7 protein-coding genes are annotated in these 15,612 nt (G+C 44.3%); all 7 read right to left on the bottom strand.

What is annotated here, in order from left to right; all coding sequences use genetic code 11:
* Nucleotides 1-905: 905 nt before the first annotated feature.
* Entirely contained in the window at nt 906-3,749 is a 2,844-nt protein-coding gene (locus BacF7301_RS14565; protein WP_167963855.1) for a ligand-binding sensor domain-containing protein, read from the bottom strand.
* Nucleotides 3,750-3,936: 187 nt separating this feature from the next.
* On the bottom strand, nt 3,937-7,092 hold the full coding sequence (locus BacF7301_RS14560) for a glycoside hydrolase family 2 TIM barrel-domain containing protein (RefSeq protein ID WP_167963854.1): 3,156 nt from the start codon (nt 7,090-7,092) through the stop codon (nt 3,937-3,939).
* A gap of 97 nt (nt 7,093-7,189) precedes the next feature.
* Nucleotides 7,190-8,455, bottom strand: a complete 1,266-nt coding sequence (locus BacF7301_RS14555; protein ID WP_245208242.1) for an alginate lyase family protein — start codon at nt 8,453-8,455, stop codon at nt 7,190-7,192.
* A gap of 51 nt (nt 8,456-8,506) precedes the next feature.
* Nucleotides 8,507-9,973 carry an Ig-like domain-containing protein gene (locus tag BacF7301_RS14550; RefSeq protein WP_167963852.1) on the bottom strand — a complete coding sequence of 489 codons (1,467 nt, stop codon included), beginning with the start codon at nt 9,971-9,973 and terminating at the stop codon, nt 8,507-8,509.
* A 34-nt stretch (nt 9,974-10,007) separates the two neighbouring features.
* A complete protein-coding gene (locus BacF7301_RS14545) occupies nt 10,008-11,729 on the bottom strand; it encodes a RagB/SusD family nutrient uptake outer membrane protein (protein ID WP_167963850.1) in 1,722 nt (573 codons plus the stop codon).
* Nucleotides 11,730-11,756: 27 nt separating this feature from the next.
* Nucleotides 11,757-14,966 (bottom strand): SusC/RagA family TonB-linked outer membrane protein, encoded by a 3,210-nt coding sequence (locus BacF7301_RS14540; RefSeq protein WP_209319451.1) that lies wholly within the window; start codon nt 14,964-14,966, stop codon nt 11,757-11,759.
* Nucleotides 14,967-15,010: 44 nt separating this feature from the next.
* Nucleotides 15,011-15,526, bottom strand: coding sequence for a sigma-70 family RNA polymerase sigma factor (locus tag BacF7301_RS14535; protein ID WP_008021644.1), 516 nt, complete (start codon nt 15,524-15,526; stop codon nt 15,011-15,013).
* Between the last annotated feature and the right edge of the window lie 86 nt (nt 15,527-15,612).

The raw sequence follows: 15,612 nt of genomic DNA, 5'->3' as shown, positions 1-15,612 counted from the left end.
TCCGGAGATAACAGCCGGAAATCAAGGCGTATCAATCTCATCGAATCGAGATAGACTTCTTTTAAATTATACCATTCATTATCAGAATATTACATTTATATTTCATTGAGTCTCATTTTATAAAATGAGACTCAATTATCCCCATTTAGAGAATCTTGGAGAACATTTCTGATAACTCGCGGTTATTTAGCAAAGCATAGCACTACAAGGCAGAACTGTATTCAGGAAAATAAGCCTATCAATGGCCTTCCAATAATTCGTAATTAATAATTACTATATAAAGGTTTTCGAATTAACATTTGATATGACAGTAACAAATTACATATATGAAAGTTAACTTCGTAGACAAAACCACTATAAAATACTATATATCAAGATAATAAATAAGAAATTCGCTAAAAAGTTACTGCCACAACTGTCAACTGCCAACTATGGGCTTATTTATTTGATAAATATAGCTATGTTAAAAGGGTATTTGTATTCAAATATTACTTTTATTCATTTTTATCGCATACTATCCTATATTTCTCTGCAAAGCAGCAAATAATTAATTTATATAAACATTATACATAACAAAAGGCTACTGCCAAAAAATTAATAAATGAAATATTCTATAGTATTTAGCCGAATCACAAAAATAGATAACTAATTAATTATCAACAAACTACAAAGACATAGGAAGAAAATCTACTGACAAACAAGCCTAAAGTGGCAGTTGACAGTAGTGGCAGTAGAAAATGCGGCCATAAGTAGTGCAAAATACATACAAAAACTAATTAAAATCCAAGCAAGTACAAGAGTAAAGCAAAACAAGTGCAAGAAAGAAGATAAACAAGTAGAACATTTGAGTAAATCAAGTACTGGATATCAGTGAAAGATGTACATGAAACCGATAAAAGAAGTACTTACTCTTCTTTGGCAGTTCCACCGATGCTACGGATATATTCGTTCGGAGTGACTCCCGTACTCTTTTTGAATGACCGGAAGAAAGAAGCACGTGAGCTGAATCCGCAAAGTTCTGCCAATGCGGTTAACGTATAGCGGGAATAGTGGCTGTCCTCTACCATTTTCTTGAATTGAGCGACGCGGTATTCATTGATAAAGTCGTAGTAGGACTGGTTCAGATACTGGTTCAAAAGATACGATAACGAATGTGAAGAAGTATCCAATGCGGAAGCCAGGTCACCCATTTTCAAGTCGGGATTAATATAAGGCTTTTCTTTCTCTACATAAGTCACCAGTTTCTTATGAAGCTCTTTGCATTCCTCTTCAGTCAGCCTGTTGGTCTTATACTTCTCTTCGGTAGCGACGGACGGTTGTTCAGAAATCACTTCCGGTTGCTCGGTAATCGTTTCCGGCTGTTCCGTCACTTGTTCTTTCCGGGATATTTCCTCAGCCGGTGTAGAAACCACCTGAGCGGGAGAGGGAAGCAAGCGGCGCATACGTTTCCAGACATAATAGCGTATAAAGGCTACAATTCCTATGATTAATAAGATAGAAAGCGCCCATCCCCACCAAGGAATCATAGGACGTACCGTCACTTGGCAGATAGCTTCCGAATGTTCATTTCCCGGAAGGCGGACACGGAATGTATAAGTCCCGGAAGGAAGTCCATAATAAGAGACTTCGTTCTGCGCAGCCAATAGTTTCCAGTCCTTATCAATCCCTTCCAACTGATATTCGTACAGCAAGGCAGAAGGCAATCCGTAGGCAAAATCCGTAAAGCAGAAGGTCAGATTATTCTGATTATATTTCAAGGACGAACCGGTAAAGGAAACGCCGTTAGCCAATATATCCGTAAATACTATCGGACGCGCCTTGCCACGTACTTCATCCACACGCTTCGGGTCGACGTAAATCAATCCTTTGGTATTACCGAACCATAGTATTCCTTTATCGTCTTTATAGGCAGCCCCGTTGGTGAAAGTCGGCCCGGGCACTCCGTCATTGAAAGTGAAAGCGTCATACTCCTCCCCTTCTTTCCTTATACGCAGCAAACCGTCATTACAGCCTACCCACAACCAACCCTGATTATCCTCTACAATCGCCATCAGCGAATTGTCAGGAAGCGTGGAAAATACGGACTGGTTACGGAAACGGTCCATTGTCAGCGTAGACGTAAACAGACTCCCTTTCTCACGGATAAAATAAAGGTTATGTTCGGAGTCTTCATAAATCGTCCGTACTTTGTCCTTGTTCACGAATCCTTCAGGAAAGACATTGGAACGCAAGCTCTGGGAAGCCGGGTCATAAATACACATACCGGTTTCTGTGGCAATCCACCCTTTGCCGGTAGAGTCGAAACTGACCTCATATACATTGCCTTCCGGCAGTTGGGAGTTGGCGCTGGTAAAGTGCTTAATCTGTTTTGCCTGCCCATTATAGCTGAACAGTCCTTGCGAAGTGCCTATCCAGAGATTTCCTTTTGTATCCGGTTTCACACAGAAGATATGTCCTTTCTGAAAAAGCTCGGTATCACTTTGGGCAAAATATTTTAGGGATAACGTCTCCGGATTCAATACCATCATGCCGCCGCCATACGTACCGATATAATATTCTCCTTGATAGAAGCTGATGGTCAGTATCAAATCCGAGGTCAGGACGGGTTTTACAAAGCTTTTCACTGTTCCCGTAGCTTCGTTTATATAAAACAAACCGTCGCGTGAACCGATAACTTTCTCTTGCCCCCTGCTTATGAAAGAGCGGATGGAAAGGTTTGCCGAATTGAACGAAGGCGGATAGGCATATGTACGGAAAAGTCCGTTCTGGTAGAGTGAATAATCCAAGCCTGCCTGGAAATGTCCTACCCATACGGCACCTCTGTCATCAACGAGCAAGGAGTAGACAGAATTACTGCGAATCCCTTCCTTATCGCTTACATCATGGTAGAAACGACGCGTCACCTGCTGGTCTTTATGTGAAAGGAAGTGGACGCCATTGCCGTCGGTAGCTATATAGACGGTTTCTTTTCCATCACTGGAGATGTCGGAGATAACATCGCATCCTAAAGATACGGTATGGGAGAATGCCTTTTTCTTCATATCGAAACGTAGTACCCCCTGGCTCATTGTCCCCAAGTAGAGCGTCTCCCCGATACGGGTAAGGCAACGGAAGTAATCGGCTTCGGGCACATTCTCCTGAAAATGCCAGGAATCAATCTTTCCGTCTTTCAATGAATAGGAGAACAGTCCTTGCACCGTAGCCAACCACAGTGCGGTTTTATCTTCATTCAGACAAATATCCATGATTCTGTTACAGGCAGCCAACATATTCCGGTCGGTCAATACTTGGAGCAACTGCCCGTCTTTATGAATGAACAAGCCTTTCTCCGTACCGATATAAAGAATATCTCCGTCGGACAGCAACGTATTGACAGCAAAGTCTATCTTTTCGGGGACAATCCTCTCCAATTGGCTGCTTGCACGGTTCAACCGCCAGAGTCCGATACCATTTCCCACCCAAAGTTGCTTATTGGCCGTTTCCGTGACCGTATTAACACGCTTTTTTCTTCCCGACTCAATGCCCCGGAATTCAAAATGGCGCACTTTCACACCATCAAAACGGTCGAGACAGTTATCTGTCCCCAACCATACAAAACCTTCGGAATCTTTATAAATGGCATTCACCAACAGTCCGGACAGCCCGTCGGACATGACGACATTACGGAATGTGTAATTCTGGGCTTGCAGTTTCATACCACAAGCCAAATATATTAATATAAGAATCAGATATTTAATCGTGTTCTTCACTTACAACTGCTTCCTTTCATATTAAACATGTGCACAAACATACATAAAAATCTCCAAAAGAGCACATTCCTTTTCCTAAAAAAGTAACCCCTTCGTATTTGTTGTACATGACAAACAAATACGAAGGGGCGGGATTATTTACTCAATGCTATTGAAAATTTTATTTGCACCTGCTTTAATAACAGTCTTAATCTGAACCTTTTTCTACCAATTCAATCATATAGCTATAAGTATATTTCTTGTCAAGCAAGCGATATTTATTGTGCGGATACATTCCCCAACTATTATCGCCGCCTAACCCGCGTTGCTTCAAGTCAACGTGCAGAAAGATATTCTTTTGCGGAACAATGTCGATAGTATGCTGCAATTTACGAGTCAGACCAGGGTCAAGGTCTTCCGGTGAGAAATGTAAAGCGGAAAATGCGATAGGTTGCAAGCCTGTAATTCTCACTCCTTGCCCTTCGCTATCCAATAAGGTCAGCCAACGAACGTCTGTCTTATTTCCTGTTTCCTGCGGACGTATATACCAATAGAACTGATTTTCAACCTTATCCTCATATCGTCCGATGAAGGAACTCGAATAACGGTCGATATAATTCTCCAAAGGCCCTCTACCGTAATAGGTCAAGTTTTCATAAGGTTGATGCAATTCCATACGCATACCAAAACGGGGAAGTTCGGGAAGTTTCGTTCCTGTCAGGTCAATACTCCCTGTCACAATGATAGTTCCATTATCCCGTATCAAATATTCCATCGTATAAGGCACTTGAATATCGCTTAAGACCCAATCAACCCTTACGGATAACCCTTTTTCATTCTTCTCCCCTATTGTCACTTTCTTCACATAGCGGTTGACATGAGCCGTCCGCCAGACACCTGCCAAAACGGGCATTTTATTCCCAAAATCATTATCAACCGGAGCACGCCAAAAGGCAGGTTCGGGATATTGCCTGATAGGTTGCTTGCCATTTATCATATAATCAAACAAGATTCCCTTTTTCAAATCAATCTTACCTGAAACGGCACCCGATTGAAAAGACAAAATATTATCTTTCGTTTCATAAGACAGTTTTCCCGAGCAAGACGGGAGCGATGTGAAGAAACTACTTTTATTTAATTGCATCTGCTCTCTAGCTACTTCATAGCCGGCAGGTACTAAATCGGTAGCAACCCGGGTGTGTGCATAGAGATTAAGGAAATACTCGTTCCCGTCTTCCGGTATAACGGGAAGAGATAAACGTATCTCTTTCTCTTCGTGAGGTTTTAAATCAACGTTGAAATCCCCTGCAGATATTTTTTCTCCGTTTTTGTATATTTCCCACATGTAAGCATACTTATCCAGATTGGTAAAGTCATAACGGTTTTTAATGGAAATAATTCCTTTCCCCAAGTCTTTCGCGCTAAACTGAATGTACTGATACACTTTCTTCACTTCATACGCTTGTGGTTTGGGAATACCATTGGCAGAAATCAAACCGTCAGTTCCCGTGTTTAGTTCCCCTTTCTTATCTTCCAGCCATTTATAGCTACCCATCTTACCATTATACGTCCAATAAGTACGTCCGTCTCTTGGTTCGGTCTTTACCTTAAATCCCTGATCCATAAAATCCCAGATAAAACCGCCTTGCAAGTTAGGGCTGTCATAAATAATATCCCAAAGGTCTTTAAAATTGCCATTGCTGTTTCCTTGGGCGTGAGCATACTCACACATGATAAACGGTCGCTGTTTGCCGGACTTCCCGTATTCTGTTATTTTCCACATATTGGGGTACATCGGACAGACAATATCTGTATTCCAATCTTCCCAGGCCTGCTCGAACTGTACAAAACGACCGGGGTCATATTTCTTCAAACGCTTATACTCATCGTGGAACACGATTCCATTACCACATTCGTTTCCCAATGACCATCCGATGATACATGGATGATTTTTATCCCTTTCCACCATTCGGGTGATACGGTCGACGTGGGCTGCATACCATTCGGGACGATAAGCAGGATGCGGGATGGTATCTTTGAAATAAGGAACCGAACCCATTCCATGAGTTTCAATATTGGCTTCATCCACTACATAGATACCATATTGGTCACACAATTGATAGAATAACGGATGATTTGGATAATGGCTGGTACGAATGGCATTCATGTTCAGTTGTTTAATCAGTCGCAAATCATTCATTAAGATTTCGCGGGTCTGCACATGTCCCAACGTATCATTATGCTCGTGACGGTTGACACCTTTTATATAGGTAGGTACACCATTCACCAGTAGCCGTGCATTCTTTATCTCAATGCGGCGGAATCCGACTTTATGAGCCACTACCGTCTGTTGCTTGTCGCCATCGGCTCGAAGTGTCAGGATACAGTCGTAGAGCGAAGGGTGTTCGGCGCTCCATTTCCGCACATTGCGCACAGTGCCTTCGAAAGCAAGTGTAGTACTTATGTCTGAGATACAATATGCTTTCTGCGCAGATAGGACAGTCTTCCCCCCTGCGTCCTTCAATTCGAGTGTAAGCGTCCCCTTTTGCAGGGTTGCATTGGTATTGAACGAACGCAAGTCTACAGTAGCCCGGAATTGCCCGTGTCGGTAGGTTTCGTCCAGTCCTGCATGCAGAAAGAAATCCCAAATGGTCGTTTGGGGATAGGCGGTCAGGAAAACATCGCGTTCGATACCGCTTAGACGCCAAAAATCCTGGTCTTCCATATAGCTGCCATCGTGCCAGCGATACACCTGTACAGCAAGCAAGTTCTCTCCTTTTTTCAAATAGTTTGTCACATTAAATTCTGCCGGAGTCTTGGATGCTTTAGTCATCCCCACCTGCTGCCCGTTCACATAGATACGGGCGTAGCCGCTGATGGAACCGAAGTGCAACAACACTTCACGCCCCTGCCAGTTTTGAGGAACCGTAAATGTGCGCCGGTAAGTCCCCACAGGATTATCAACGTCGATATAAGGTGGATTGGGTGAAAACACATACTGAATGTTGCGGATTATCGGCTCACCGAATCCTTGGATTTCCCAGTTGGAAGGGACAATAATTGTATCCCAATCATTGTCGGATAAATCTGTACGATAAAAATCTCTTATGCTTTCTGCGATAGAGGGAGCATAAACAAATTTCCACGTACCATTCAACGAATATTGCCAAGGCGTTTTTTGGGGATTATCGTTCACTGCATCATCTGCGCGCTCGTAGAGGCGGAAGTCAGCGTGTGGTTTCTCTTTGTTCCACTCATATTGGGTGGGATTTTCCCACTCGTTGTTTTGCGCCTTTGCCGTTGGGGACAAACCACAAAAAAGACAGGAAAGGAATAATAAGGTAGAAAATAATCTATTTATCATAAGATAAAGGGTTGTAAGGGTTTCCATTGAGTAACGTCAAGGAGTTAAGAAGCCTAACCTCTTAACTCCTTGAAATCAGTAGGAAAATCTCAAAAAGTTATTCTTCAGTATACAATAATGTTCCAAACCCCAAATCACCGGCTTCGGCAGTACCACGCTCGCCATATCCTTCGGGGCGTTCTTTTTCGGCAAAAGCTTGCGAATATGGAGCATTCATACCTTTCACCTTGGCATAATGGTTGTAAAGGAGTTCCCATCCCGGACGGGCACGCCCCTTACCGTCGGCCGACACCTTCTCGTGCCAACCGTATTTGGGGTGATAGTAAGGTTCGAAAGGCATTTCCACATCTTCGGCCGAAGTTAAGTTGTACTTAGCCGTATATTCGCAGAGGTCGAGAATGATGTTGTCGTTGTAGGCAAAAAGGTCGATGCCCATGTTATAAGCTGTACGACAGAAGTAAGCGTGCAAGCCTACGTTGAGAGTAGCGTGCCCCTGGTCGCGTCCCATCTCCTGGCTCTGTGCCAAATGTCTGCCTTTCACTTTTCCCGCAGGATCCTCGTGCATACCTTTCACCGACCATTCGATACAGCCCATACCTTTTCCGTGATAGAAAAACTCCAAGGCTTGTTTAATCTTGGCATCGTCATCGTTCAGCACGCCGATAGAAAGAATGGTGAGCATGGCGGGCAAATCCCAACTCATCCAGCCAGAAATGGCTGAAGAATTAAAGTGGTTATCCAAGAAATCATCACAAATGGGATAGAACGTTTTATCCATCCATTTCTTGAAAACTTCAAAATCTTCGGTTTTCCAGCCTTCGTAATCCCGCATCAATTCAGCTGGAGCAGCAAACTGGTATCCGATAAATCCGGCGGCAAGCAGGCGATGGCTGTCGTCTGGCCATGTTTTATAATTCACCCCCTTACAAGTCTTAGCCCATCCGTTCAGAATTTTAACAGCTGCCTTGGCATAATCTTCATCTCCCGAAATTTTCCAGCGTACAGCCAACTGATAAGCGGCACCGGCATCGAAAGCGGCCGTATTGAAGTTGCCGCCTTGCGAGTGACGTACAATTTCTTCTTGCGGGTTTGCGTTGTAGCTCAGTTGGGCAAATCGGCTTTCGCACAATTTTTCCCAACCGCTAATCCAAGGTTCGGCACGTTCGTTCACTTTGCGGCGTGCGCGTTCAAAATCGGCTTCGGTGTTCACCAGACAAGGATGCTTGATGGTGTACTCATAATTTTCATTGGGGTTGATTTCGCGTTGCCATGGTTCGGGAGTTCCGTTCTCGAACTCAGCACTACAGCCGGTCAGCAACACAAGCGTTACGCTGCCCACGAAGGTATAAATCAGATTTTTCATACATTCAATTTTCATTTTGTTATTCAATCAGTTTCCAGAGAAAGTAAGATGCTATTGTTTACCACTTTCGTTCTTTATCAAATCTTTCAGTTCTTGTTCCGATTCGAAAGTCTTTATCCAATCCACATAGATGCTACCTGTTTCATTGGCTTCATACCAGATTTTCCAAAATTGAAGTTCCACCGTGTCGTACTTCGTCAATGAGGTAGGCATATACTGTTGGTTTTTGCCGAGGAATTTCTTCGTGAAGTCGGCGTAGAATACTTTGTATTCGCCGCAATCTACCACAGTCATGGCATTTTTTCCTTTATCGGTATCTTCGCCATATTTACCGGCTACGGTAATGCCGCTTCCGCCCCAAATGTCGAGATACCACTCTATACTTGTCGATGCTTCGAACACATTTTCGGGGAATTTCATTTTAAAGGCCAAGATGGGATAGTTGGTTACATTGAACCCAAAACCGCCGGTGCGACAAATGCGGACAGCTTTGTAAGTCTTATCTTCACCGGGGAAAATACGAAGTACTCCGTCATTCTCCATCCATTCAAATTCCCGGTGAGTGAAGTTTCCGAATGGCTGCCAGATGTTCTCGACAGTAAACTGGTCGTTCATTAAACCTTCGCTCACGTTGACACTCATCGTAGCTTTAACAGGTTTACCGTCACCATAGTCGGCCAAAGCGGTAATTACTGCATTGCCATAAGCCTTCGCCACGAACCGGCCTTTTTCATCAATCTCTACAACATCCGGTTTACTGCTTTCCCATACGATGTACGAAAGCGTAGCATCTATCGGCGTTACATTCATCTGCGGAGTGTAGGTTTCGCCCAAAGCCAGCTTGTCTGCTTCTTTCACAAATTCCATACTTTCGATATAGATAATGGGCTTCACCTTAATTTCAAACTCTTTCGTGAAATGTTTGTCGTCGGTAGCGGTAACTTGGATGCGTGCCTTTCCTTCGGCTATGCCCTTCACCTCGCCTTTTTCATTGACGGTGGCTTTATCGGGAGTAAGGCTTTTCCAAATCAACCCGGGGTAAGTGGGGTCGGCCGGGGTAGTCTGCCAAGTGAGGGGCAAAGTTGAGGTTACAAACACTTCGAGGTCTTCGTTAGTGAGATTGATATCAGTGATGTGAATAATTTCGTTTACTACCTTCACATTAATGGTCGAAGTGGCAGAATAGCCCACAGCCGGCTTGGCCGAAATTACCGTACTACCGGCCTTCACTGCCGTGATGCGTCCTTCGGCATCTACGGTAGCCACATCGGGCACAGTCGATTTCCATACCACCTCTTTGTTGAAAGCCTCATCAGGGCCTACGGTATATTTTATCAAAGTGTCAGTGCCTATCAGCAGAGGCAGTTCGGGGGTCACTTCAAGGTTGATTTCCTTAACGAGCACTCTCTCTTCTAAAACAGGGGATACATCGTCATCGTTGCACGAAACGGTCATCATTAAGCCAGCCGTCATCAGTGCTGCAAACGCACCCTTTTGAAGTATATTTTTGTATGTCATAATTCGATTACTTTATAAATGAACAATGAATGGATTATTGGTTCCAACCCGGATTTTGTTTCAAGTTGGAGTTCAGTTTGAGCTGGTCGGTGGGCAGTGGCAATAAGTAATGCTTTTCGTGCCAGTTGCGTCCTTTCTCGTGGATAATGCAACCTTCGCCATCTTTGTCCTTAAAGGAAGCATCAGGCCATCTGTTTTCAAAATCGGTACCTTTCCACTTCACACCGGTGAGGTTCATCGGCATTTCGTCTTCGGCCGTTTTCCAACGCTTCAGATCATCAATGCGGAAATTCTCATCGAAAAATTCGATGGTACGCTCACGACGAATCTCTGTGCGCATATCCAAATTATTTGCCGTAACAAAGTCGTTAGTCAAGTCAGGCATTTCGGGGTTGATGCGTTTGCGTGTCAGGTTCAAACTGATGGCTAAGTCTTCATCCGATATTTGTCCATCGCGTTCAAACACGGCTTCGGCATAGTTCAGCAATACCTCAGCATAGCGGATAACGGGGAAGTCATAGGCTTCCATACCGGTAGGCACTCCGTCGCGTTCGCTACACCACTTGTGGGGAAAGTAGCCTGTACCCGTTTGAGGCATGAAGTTCCTATGCGAGGCATTGGCTATTTCGGCAGCATTGCCGCTCCAATCGATGCGTCCGCCGTTTGTACCCCAGTAAGTCTGTCCGGGCACCATAAGCTGATTGTTCATGCGGTTGTCGCGATTTTTATATTCATCATCCACTTTCGTGTAATTCCACGTTTGGGGATTGATGGGCAATCCATTGCTTTGCAGATACATATTAGCCATTTTTCGAGTAACGTACAAGGCATTGCCCAAACGCCCTTGTGTGATGTTGAAGCCGATAGAATTGATTACAGGGTCGTGGCGGCGGGTAAAGATATACTCTTTATTACCTGTTTTATTGATACTGGCAGGATTCGACTTTTCATTCTCCAAGATAAAGAGATATTTGTAGGCTTCCGTACCCAATTCTTGAGGAGCAAAAAGCTCGAATGCTCCGCCCACCATTACATCATGAGCCGCCTGTGCTGCGGTATTGAGCAAATCTTTTATACGTTCGGTATTTTGACCACCATTATGGAATTTCTCCCATGTACCTTCATAGAGGGCTACACGTGAAAGAAATGCCAAAGCAGCTTCGCTGGAGAGGCGACCTTCGTCGCTGCTGCTGATAGCCTTATCGACGGGTAATAGTTTAGCGGCTTCTTTCAAGTCGTCAATGATGAAGTCAGCCACCTCGGTACGCGGATTGCGGGCCTTCTGCATCTCAGGCGAGTCGATGTCGAGCGGCGTGCGGGTAATGATAAGGTCACCGTAGGCCTGCAACAACTCGAAGTAACAATAAGCACGGAAGAAACGGGCTTCCCCCACCGAAATGGCGATGTCGGCTTGTTGTTCATACGCATCGGCTTGTTGCAATAAAGTATTGGTTTGACGAATACGATTGTAATTGTCGGTATAATGTTTGTCGGATGACGGAATACTGTTCGTTCCATTACTATAGATATTCACCGTGCTACCGGCAAACAAGTCCGAGCGAATATCAGCGTGCTGACTGTCGTCGAGCCATCGAAAGTCGGCCGACCAGCCGTAGAACTGGGTAGCAAAAAGTTTGAAGTGTTCGGGCGACTTCCAATAGTTGGTATCCGCCAATTGCGTCTTGGGCTCAAGGTCTAAACACGACTGCATGGTCATGGCGCAAATGATTCCTAAAATATATGCTATTTTTTTCATTGTTATCTTCAATATTAAGAATAAAAATTAGAATGTGGCATTCACACCGAAAGTCACGGTGCGGTTAAACGGATAGCGTTGCTTGTTTTCCACTTTGCGGGTGGCTTCGGGATCCCAACCATCGGTGATATACGATTTTTCCCACAAGTCAGCGCCCGATACATAAATGCGCAGGTTGCTGATGAAACCGCTCTTATTCATCCATGCCTTTGGCAATGTGTAACCTAGTACAATCTCTTTGAGACGCAGATAAGCTCCGTTATCGGCCGACCAGGTAGAGGGAATGTAGTTGTAGTTATTGATGTCATTACTGTTTGAATAAGTAGGAAAATGATTGTTAGGAGTTTCAGGACTCCATACATTACCTACCGACTGGTTGGTAGTGTTCAGCCAAATAGCTTTGAAAGGCACTTTCCAAGAGTCAATTTCACGATAGATGGTACGCTTGCCCACACCTTGAAACACGGTATTGAAATCGAATCCTTTCCACTCGCATCCGAAATTAAACGAGAACGAATATTTGGGGTCGTCGGAACCGAGAAATACAAGGTCGTCTTGTGTCAGTTTGCCGTCTTTGTTCACATCTTCATACATGTGGTCGCCCAAACGCAAGTTGGCAGGTAGGGCGATAGAATTGCTGCCCACATATTTGTCCACGTAATAGTCCAGTTGTTCTTGGTTTTGTACTTTGCCCACGTAGCGGTAGCCAAACACCGAGTTGAGTGGATAGCCATTCACAGCTTCGTTATAACCTGCGCTCACTACGATGTTACCTCCATCAACGAGTTTGTTGGTCATATAGGTTAACGTACCGCCAACGTGGTAGTTGAAACCGCCTATCTTGTCACGCCAAGTCAAGCTGGCATCGTAACCATTGGCTTCAAACTTACCGCTATTAGTACTGGGAGCGGTTCCACCCAATACACCGGGGTGCAGACGCGAAACCAGCATATTGTCGTTTTTCTTTTTAAAGACCTCGAACGTACCCGTAAGGCGATTGTTGAGGAATCCAAAGTCAATACCCAAGTTATAGTTGTAGATACGTTCCCAAGTACGCACGGTGCTCACCAGTCCGGCAGATTCCACATAGGTTCCTTTCGAGTTGCCCAACAAAGCGCCGCTGTTCGATTTGTAGTTGTAAAGTTGGATGCCGTCATAGCGTCCGATACCATTTTGGTTACCTACCTCACCATATGAGGCACGTAGTTTCAGTTCATTCACATAGTCACGCAAGTTCTCCATGAATTTTTCTTCAGTGATACGCCATCCGGCTGATGCGCCCCAGAAGAAGTTCCAGCGATTCTTGGGCAAAAATTTCGAAGAGCCGTCGTAACGAGCATTCACTTCGACCATATATCTCGACTTGTAGTTATAATTCAAGCGACCGAAATAAGAGAGAATGGCTTCCTCCCAACGGTCTACTTTGTCTATGTAGATTTGTCCTTTACCGTTAAGCGATTCGATTGCCGCTTCCACGTCCATTGCTTTGGTGCCGCTATAATCGTAAGCGGCATAGTCGTATTGCACACCTCCCATAAGCGATATGTCATGAACCTCATCAAATAATTTCTTATAAGTGAGGAAAGCTGATGCCGTGTAATTGTCGGTACGCGCAGAACTTTTAGTATACGATGATTTTTCTTTTGCGGGATAGGGAGAGTTCTCATTCAGAATTGGAGTGCCGTCGTATTGATACCAATCAACCGAAAGATATTGTTCGTCACGGGCCGCATTGTTCGTTGAGTATCCCAAAGTTCCCTGAAAATCAAGACCATCCAAAATGTTCACTTTCAAAATCTCGTTCACATTCATTGTGGTCACCACAAGTTTGTTGTCACCACCCAATTCGGCAGACCAGTTGGGGGTATGAATGCCTCCCCACGCATACGGTTTGCCATCAATAGTCGAAACCGGTAGCCCAGGCTGCGGTATGCTGCTACCCAATATACTACCAATCTGTGTAGGAGCCACTTGATGCTGACGACTAGCTGACATATTGGTTTCCAAGCTGATACGGTTGTTTATCTTGAAACTGTTGAATAAACGTACGTTATAGCGTTCGTTCGAGTTGTTCCCCCATTGCAGCGTCCCTTGGTCGTTCAAATACCCCAACGAAAGTCGGTAGGTCGATTTTTCCGAACCTCCGCTTACGCTGAGGTTATGCTGGGTAGAAGTGGCGTTTCCCCACAGCACATCAGTCCAGTTCATATCGTGAAACACAAAGTCGGCCACACCACGGAATCCTCCCGGAATGGGATCTTCATCGGGGTTGTTTCCACCATGCAGATTAATCCAACTCCCCTTCATCGCTTTGGCCAAACGGGCATAGCGCACCCAGTTGTCGTCTTCGCCATAGCCGTCATTCAAACGGGCTTGGAGCACACCGTCCGTCCATTCGTCCATGCTCATCATGCGAGGCTGCAAACCCACAATTTTACGTGTAACCGAACCGCTATATTCCACTCTGGTTTTGCCGGCATCGGGACGTTTGGTAGTTACCAAAATCACACCACCCGCTGCTTTTGCGCCATAAATAGCAGCCGAAGCATCTTTCAGGAAGTTAATGGTTTCGATGTCGTCGGCATTGAGTTGAGCCATCTCGCTGACACCACTGGCTGGTACACCGTCAATAATCAAAAGAGGTTCTACCTTGTTCTTTGAGACAGAGCCACGGATTGAGACACCCCATCCTTCTTCGCCGGGAGCAGCCGACGAGCGGGTGATGCGTAAGCCCGGAACCTGACCTTGCATAGCCGAGAGCGGATTGGCCACTGTACCTTTGTCCTTAAAAAGTTTTTGGTCGACCACTGTTACCGAGCCTGTCAACGATTCTTTTTTCTGAGTACCATAACCTACCACAACAACTTCATCCAGCACCTCTGTATCTTCGTGCATGATAATTTTAGCCAGATTCGTCCCTTTTACAGAAACTTCCAACGTCTTATAACCAATAAAAGAAATCACTAACGTACCACCTGATACATTATTCAAAGTAAAGTTTCCATTCATATCCGTTATCGTACCATTGGTAGTGCCTTTCACTTTGACATTGGCACCAATAACAGGTTCGCCATAGGAATCCACGATTTTACCTTTGATTGCCCCAGTCTGCGAAACAGCCTGCACTTCTCCCACATTGGCAAATACCGCCTGCGGAGCACCTGTTACAAGGGCAGAGGCCATCACCGTAGAGAATAGAAATCTTCTCGATGAGAATCTGAAGAGATTTTTTTTCATATACATAAAATTTAAAACTAACATTTATACTATTTATTCTAATATTAGATACACTGTTGGATATACTCACGGATTTCTTTCCGACTGATAAACAAGTGGTTTTCCACCGTACGGGAAGAAATTCCCAATTGGGCGGCAATATCAGCCGAGGATTTATTTTCGAAACGACTCATGATATAAATCTTCCGACGTTGTTCAGGAAGCTGATTGGCTCTCTCCCATTCACATGTCAATAGATTATTGGCAATGATCTGGCTCTCCACTTCATTGGTACAAGTAGGAATCCGGTCGAAAAGATATGATGTTACTTCTTGAGCTTTGTAAAAACGACGCAAATAGTCCGTTACCAGATTCCGGCAAATCGCGAATATAAAATGTTTCACTGTTTCCGGACGCAATATCTGCTTATAGTCCATCAAACGCAAAAAGACATCTTGTGACAGGTCTTTTGCTTCTTCGTCCTTACCTATTTTATAATAGATATAAAGATAAACGGAATGATGATAACTCTTATAAGAGTCAGCAACCAGTTGAGTGGATTTCATGTTTATATTTTCCATTGCTTAGATTTTTGTTTATCATTACGCTGGCAAATATAAATGGTAAATACGGAAAAGAAACAATAAAAAAGGGCGGATAGATTTCA

This window comes from Bacteroides faecium, from assembly GCF_012113595.1.
Lineage (GTDB): Bacteria > Bacteroidota > Bacteroidia > Bacteroidales > Bacteroidaceae > Bacteroides > Bacteroides faecium.
This window is presented reverse-complemented; position numbering and strand designations above follow the sequence as displayed.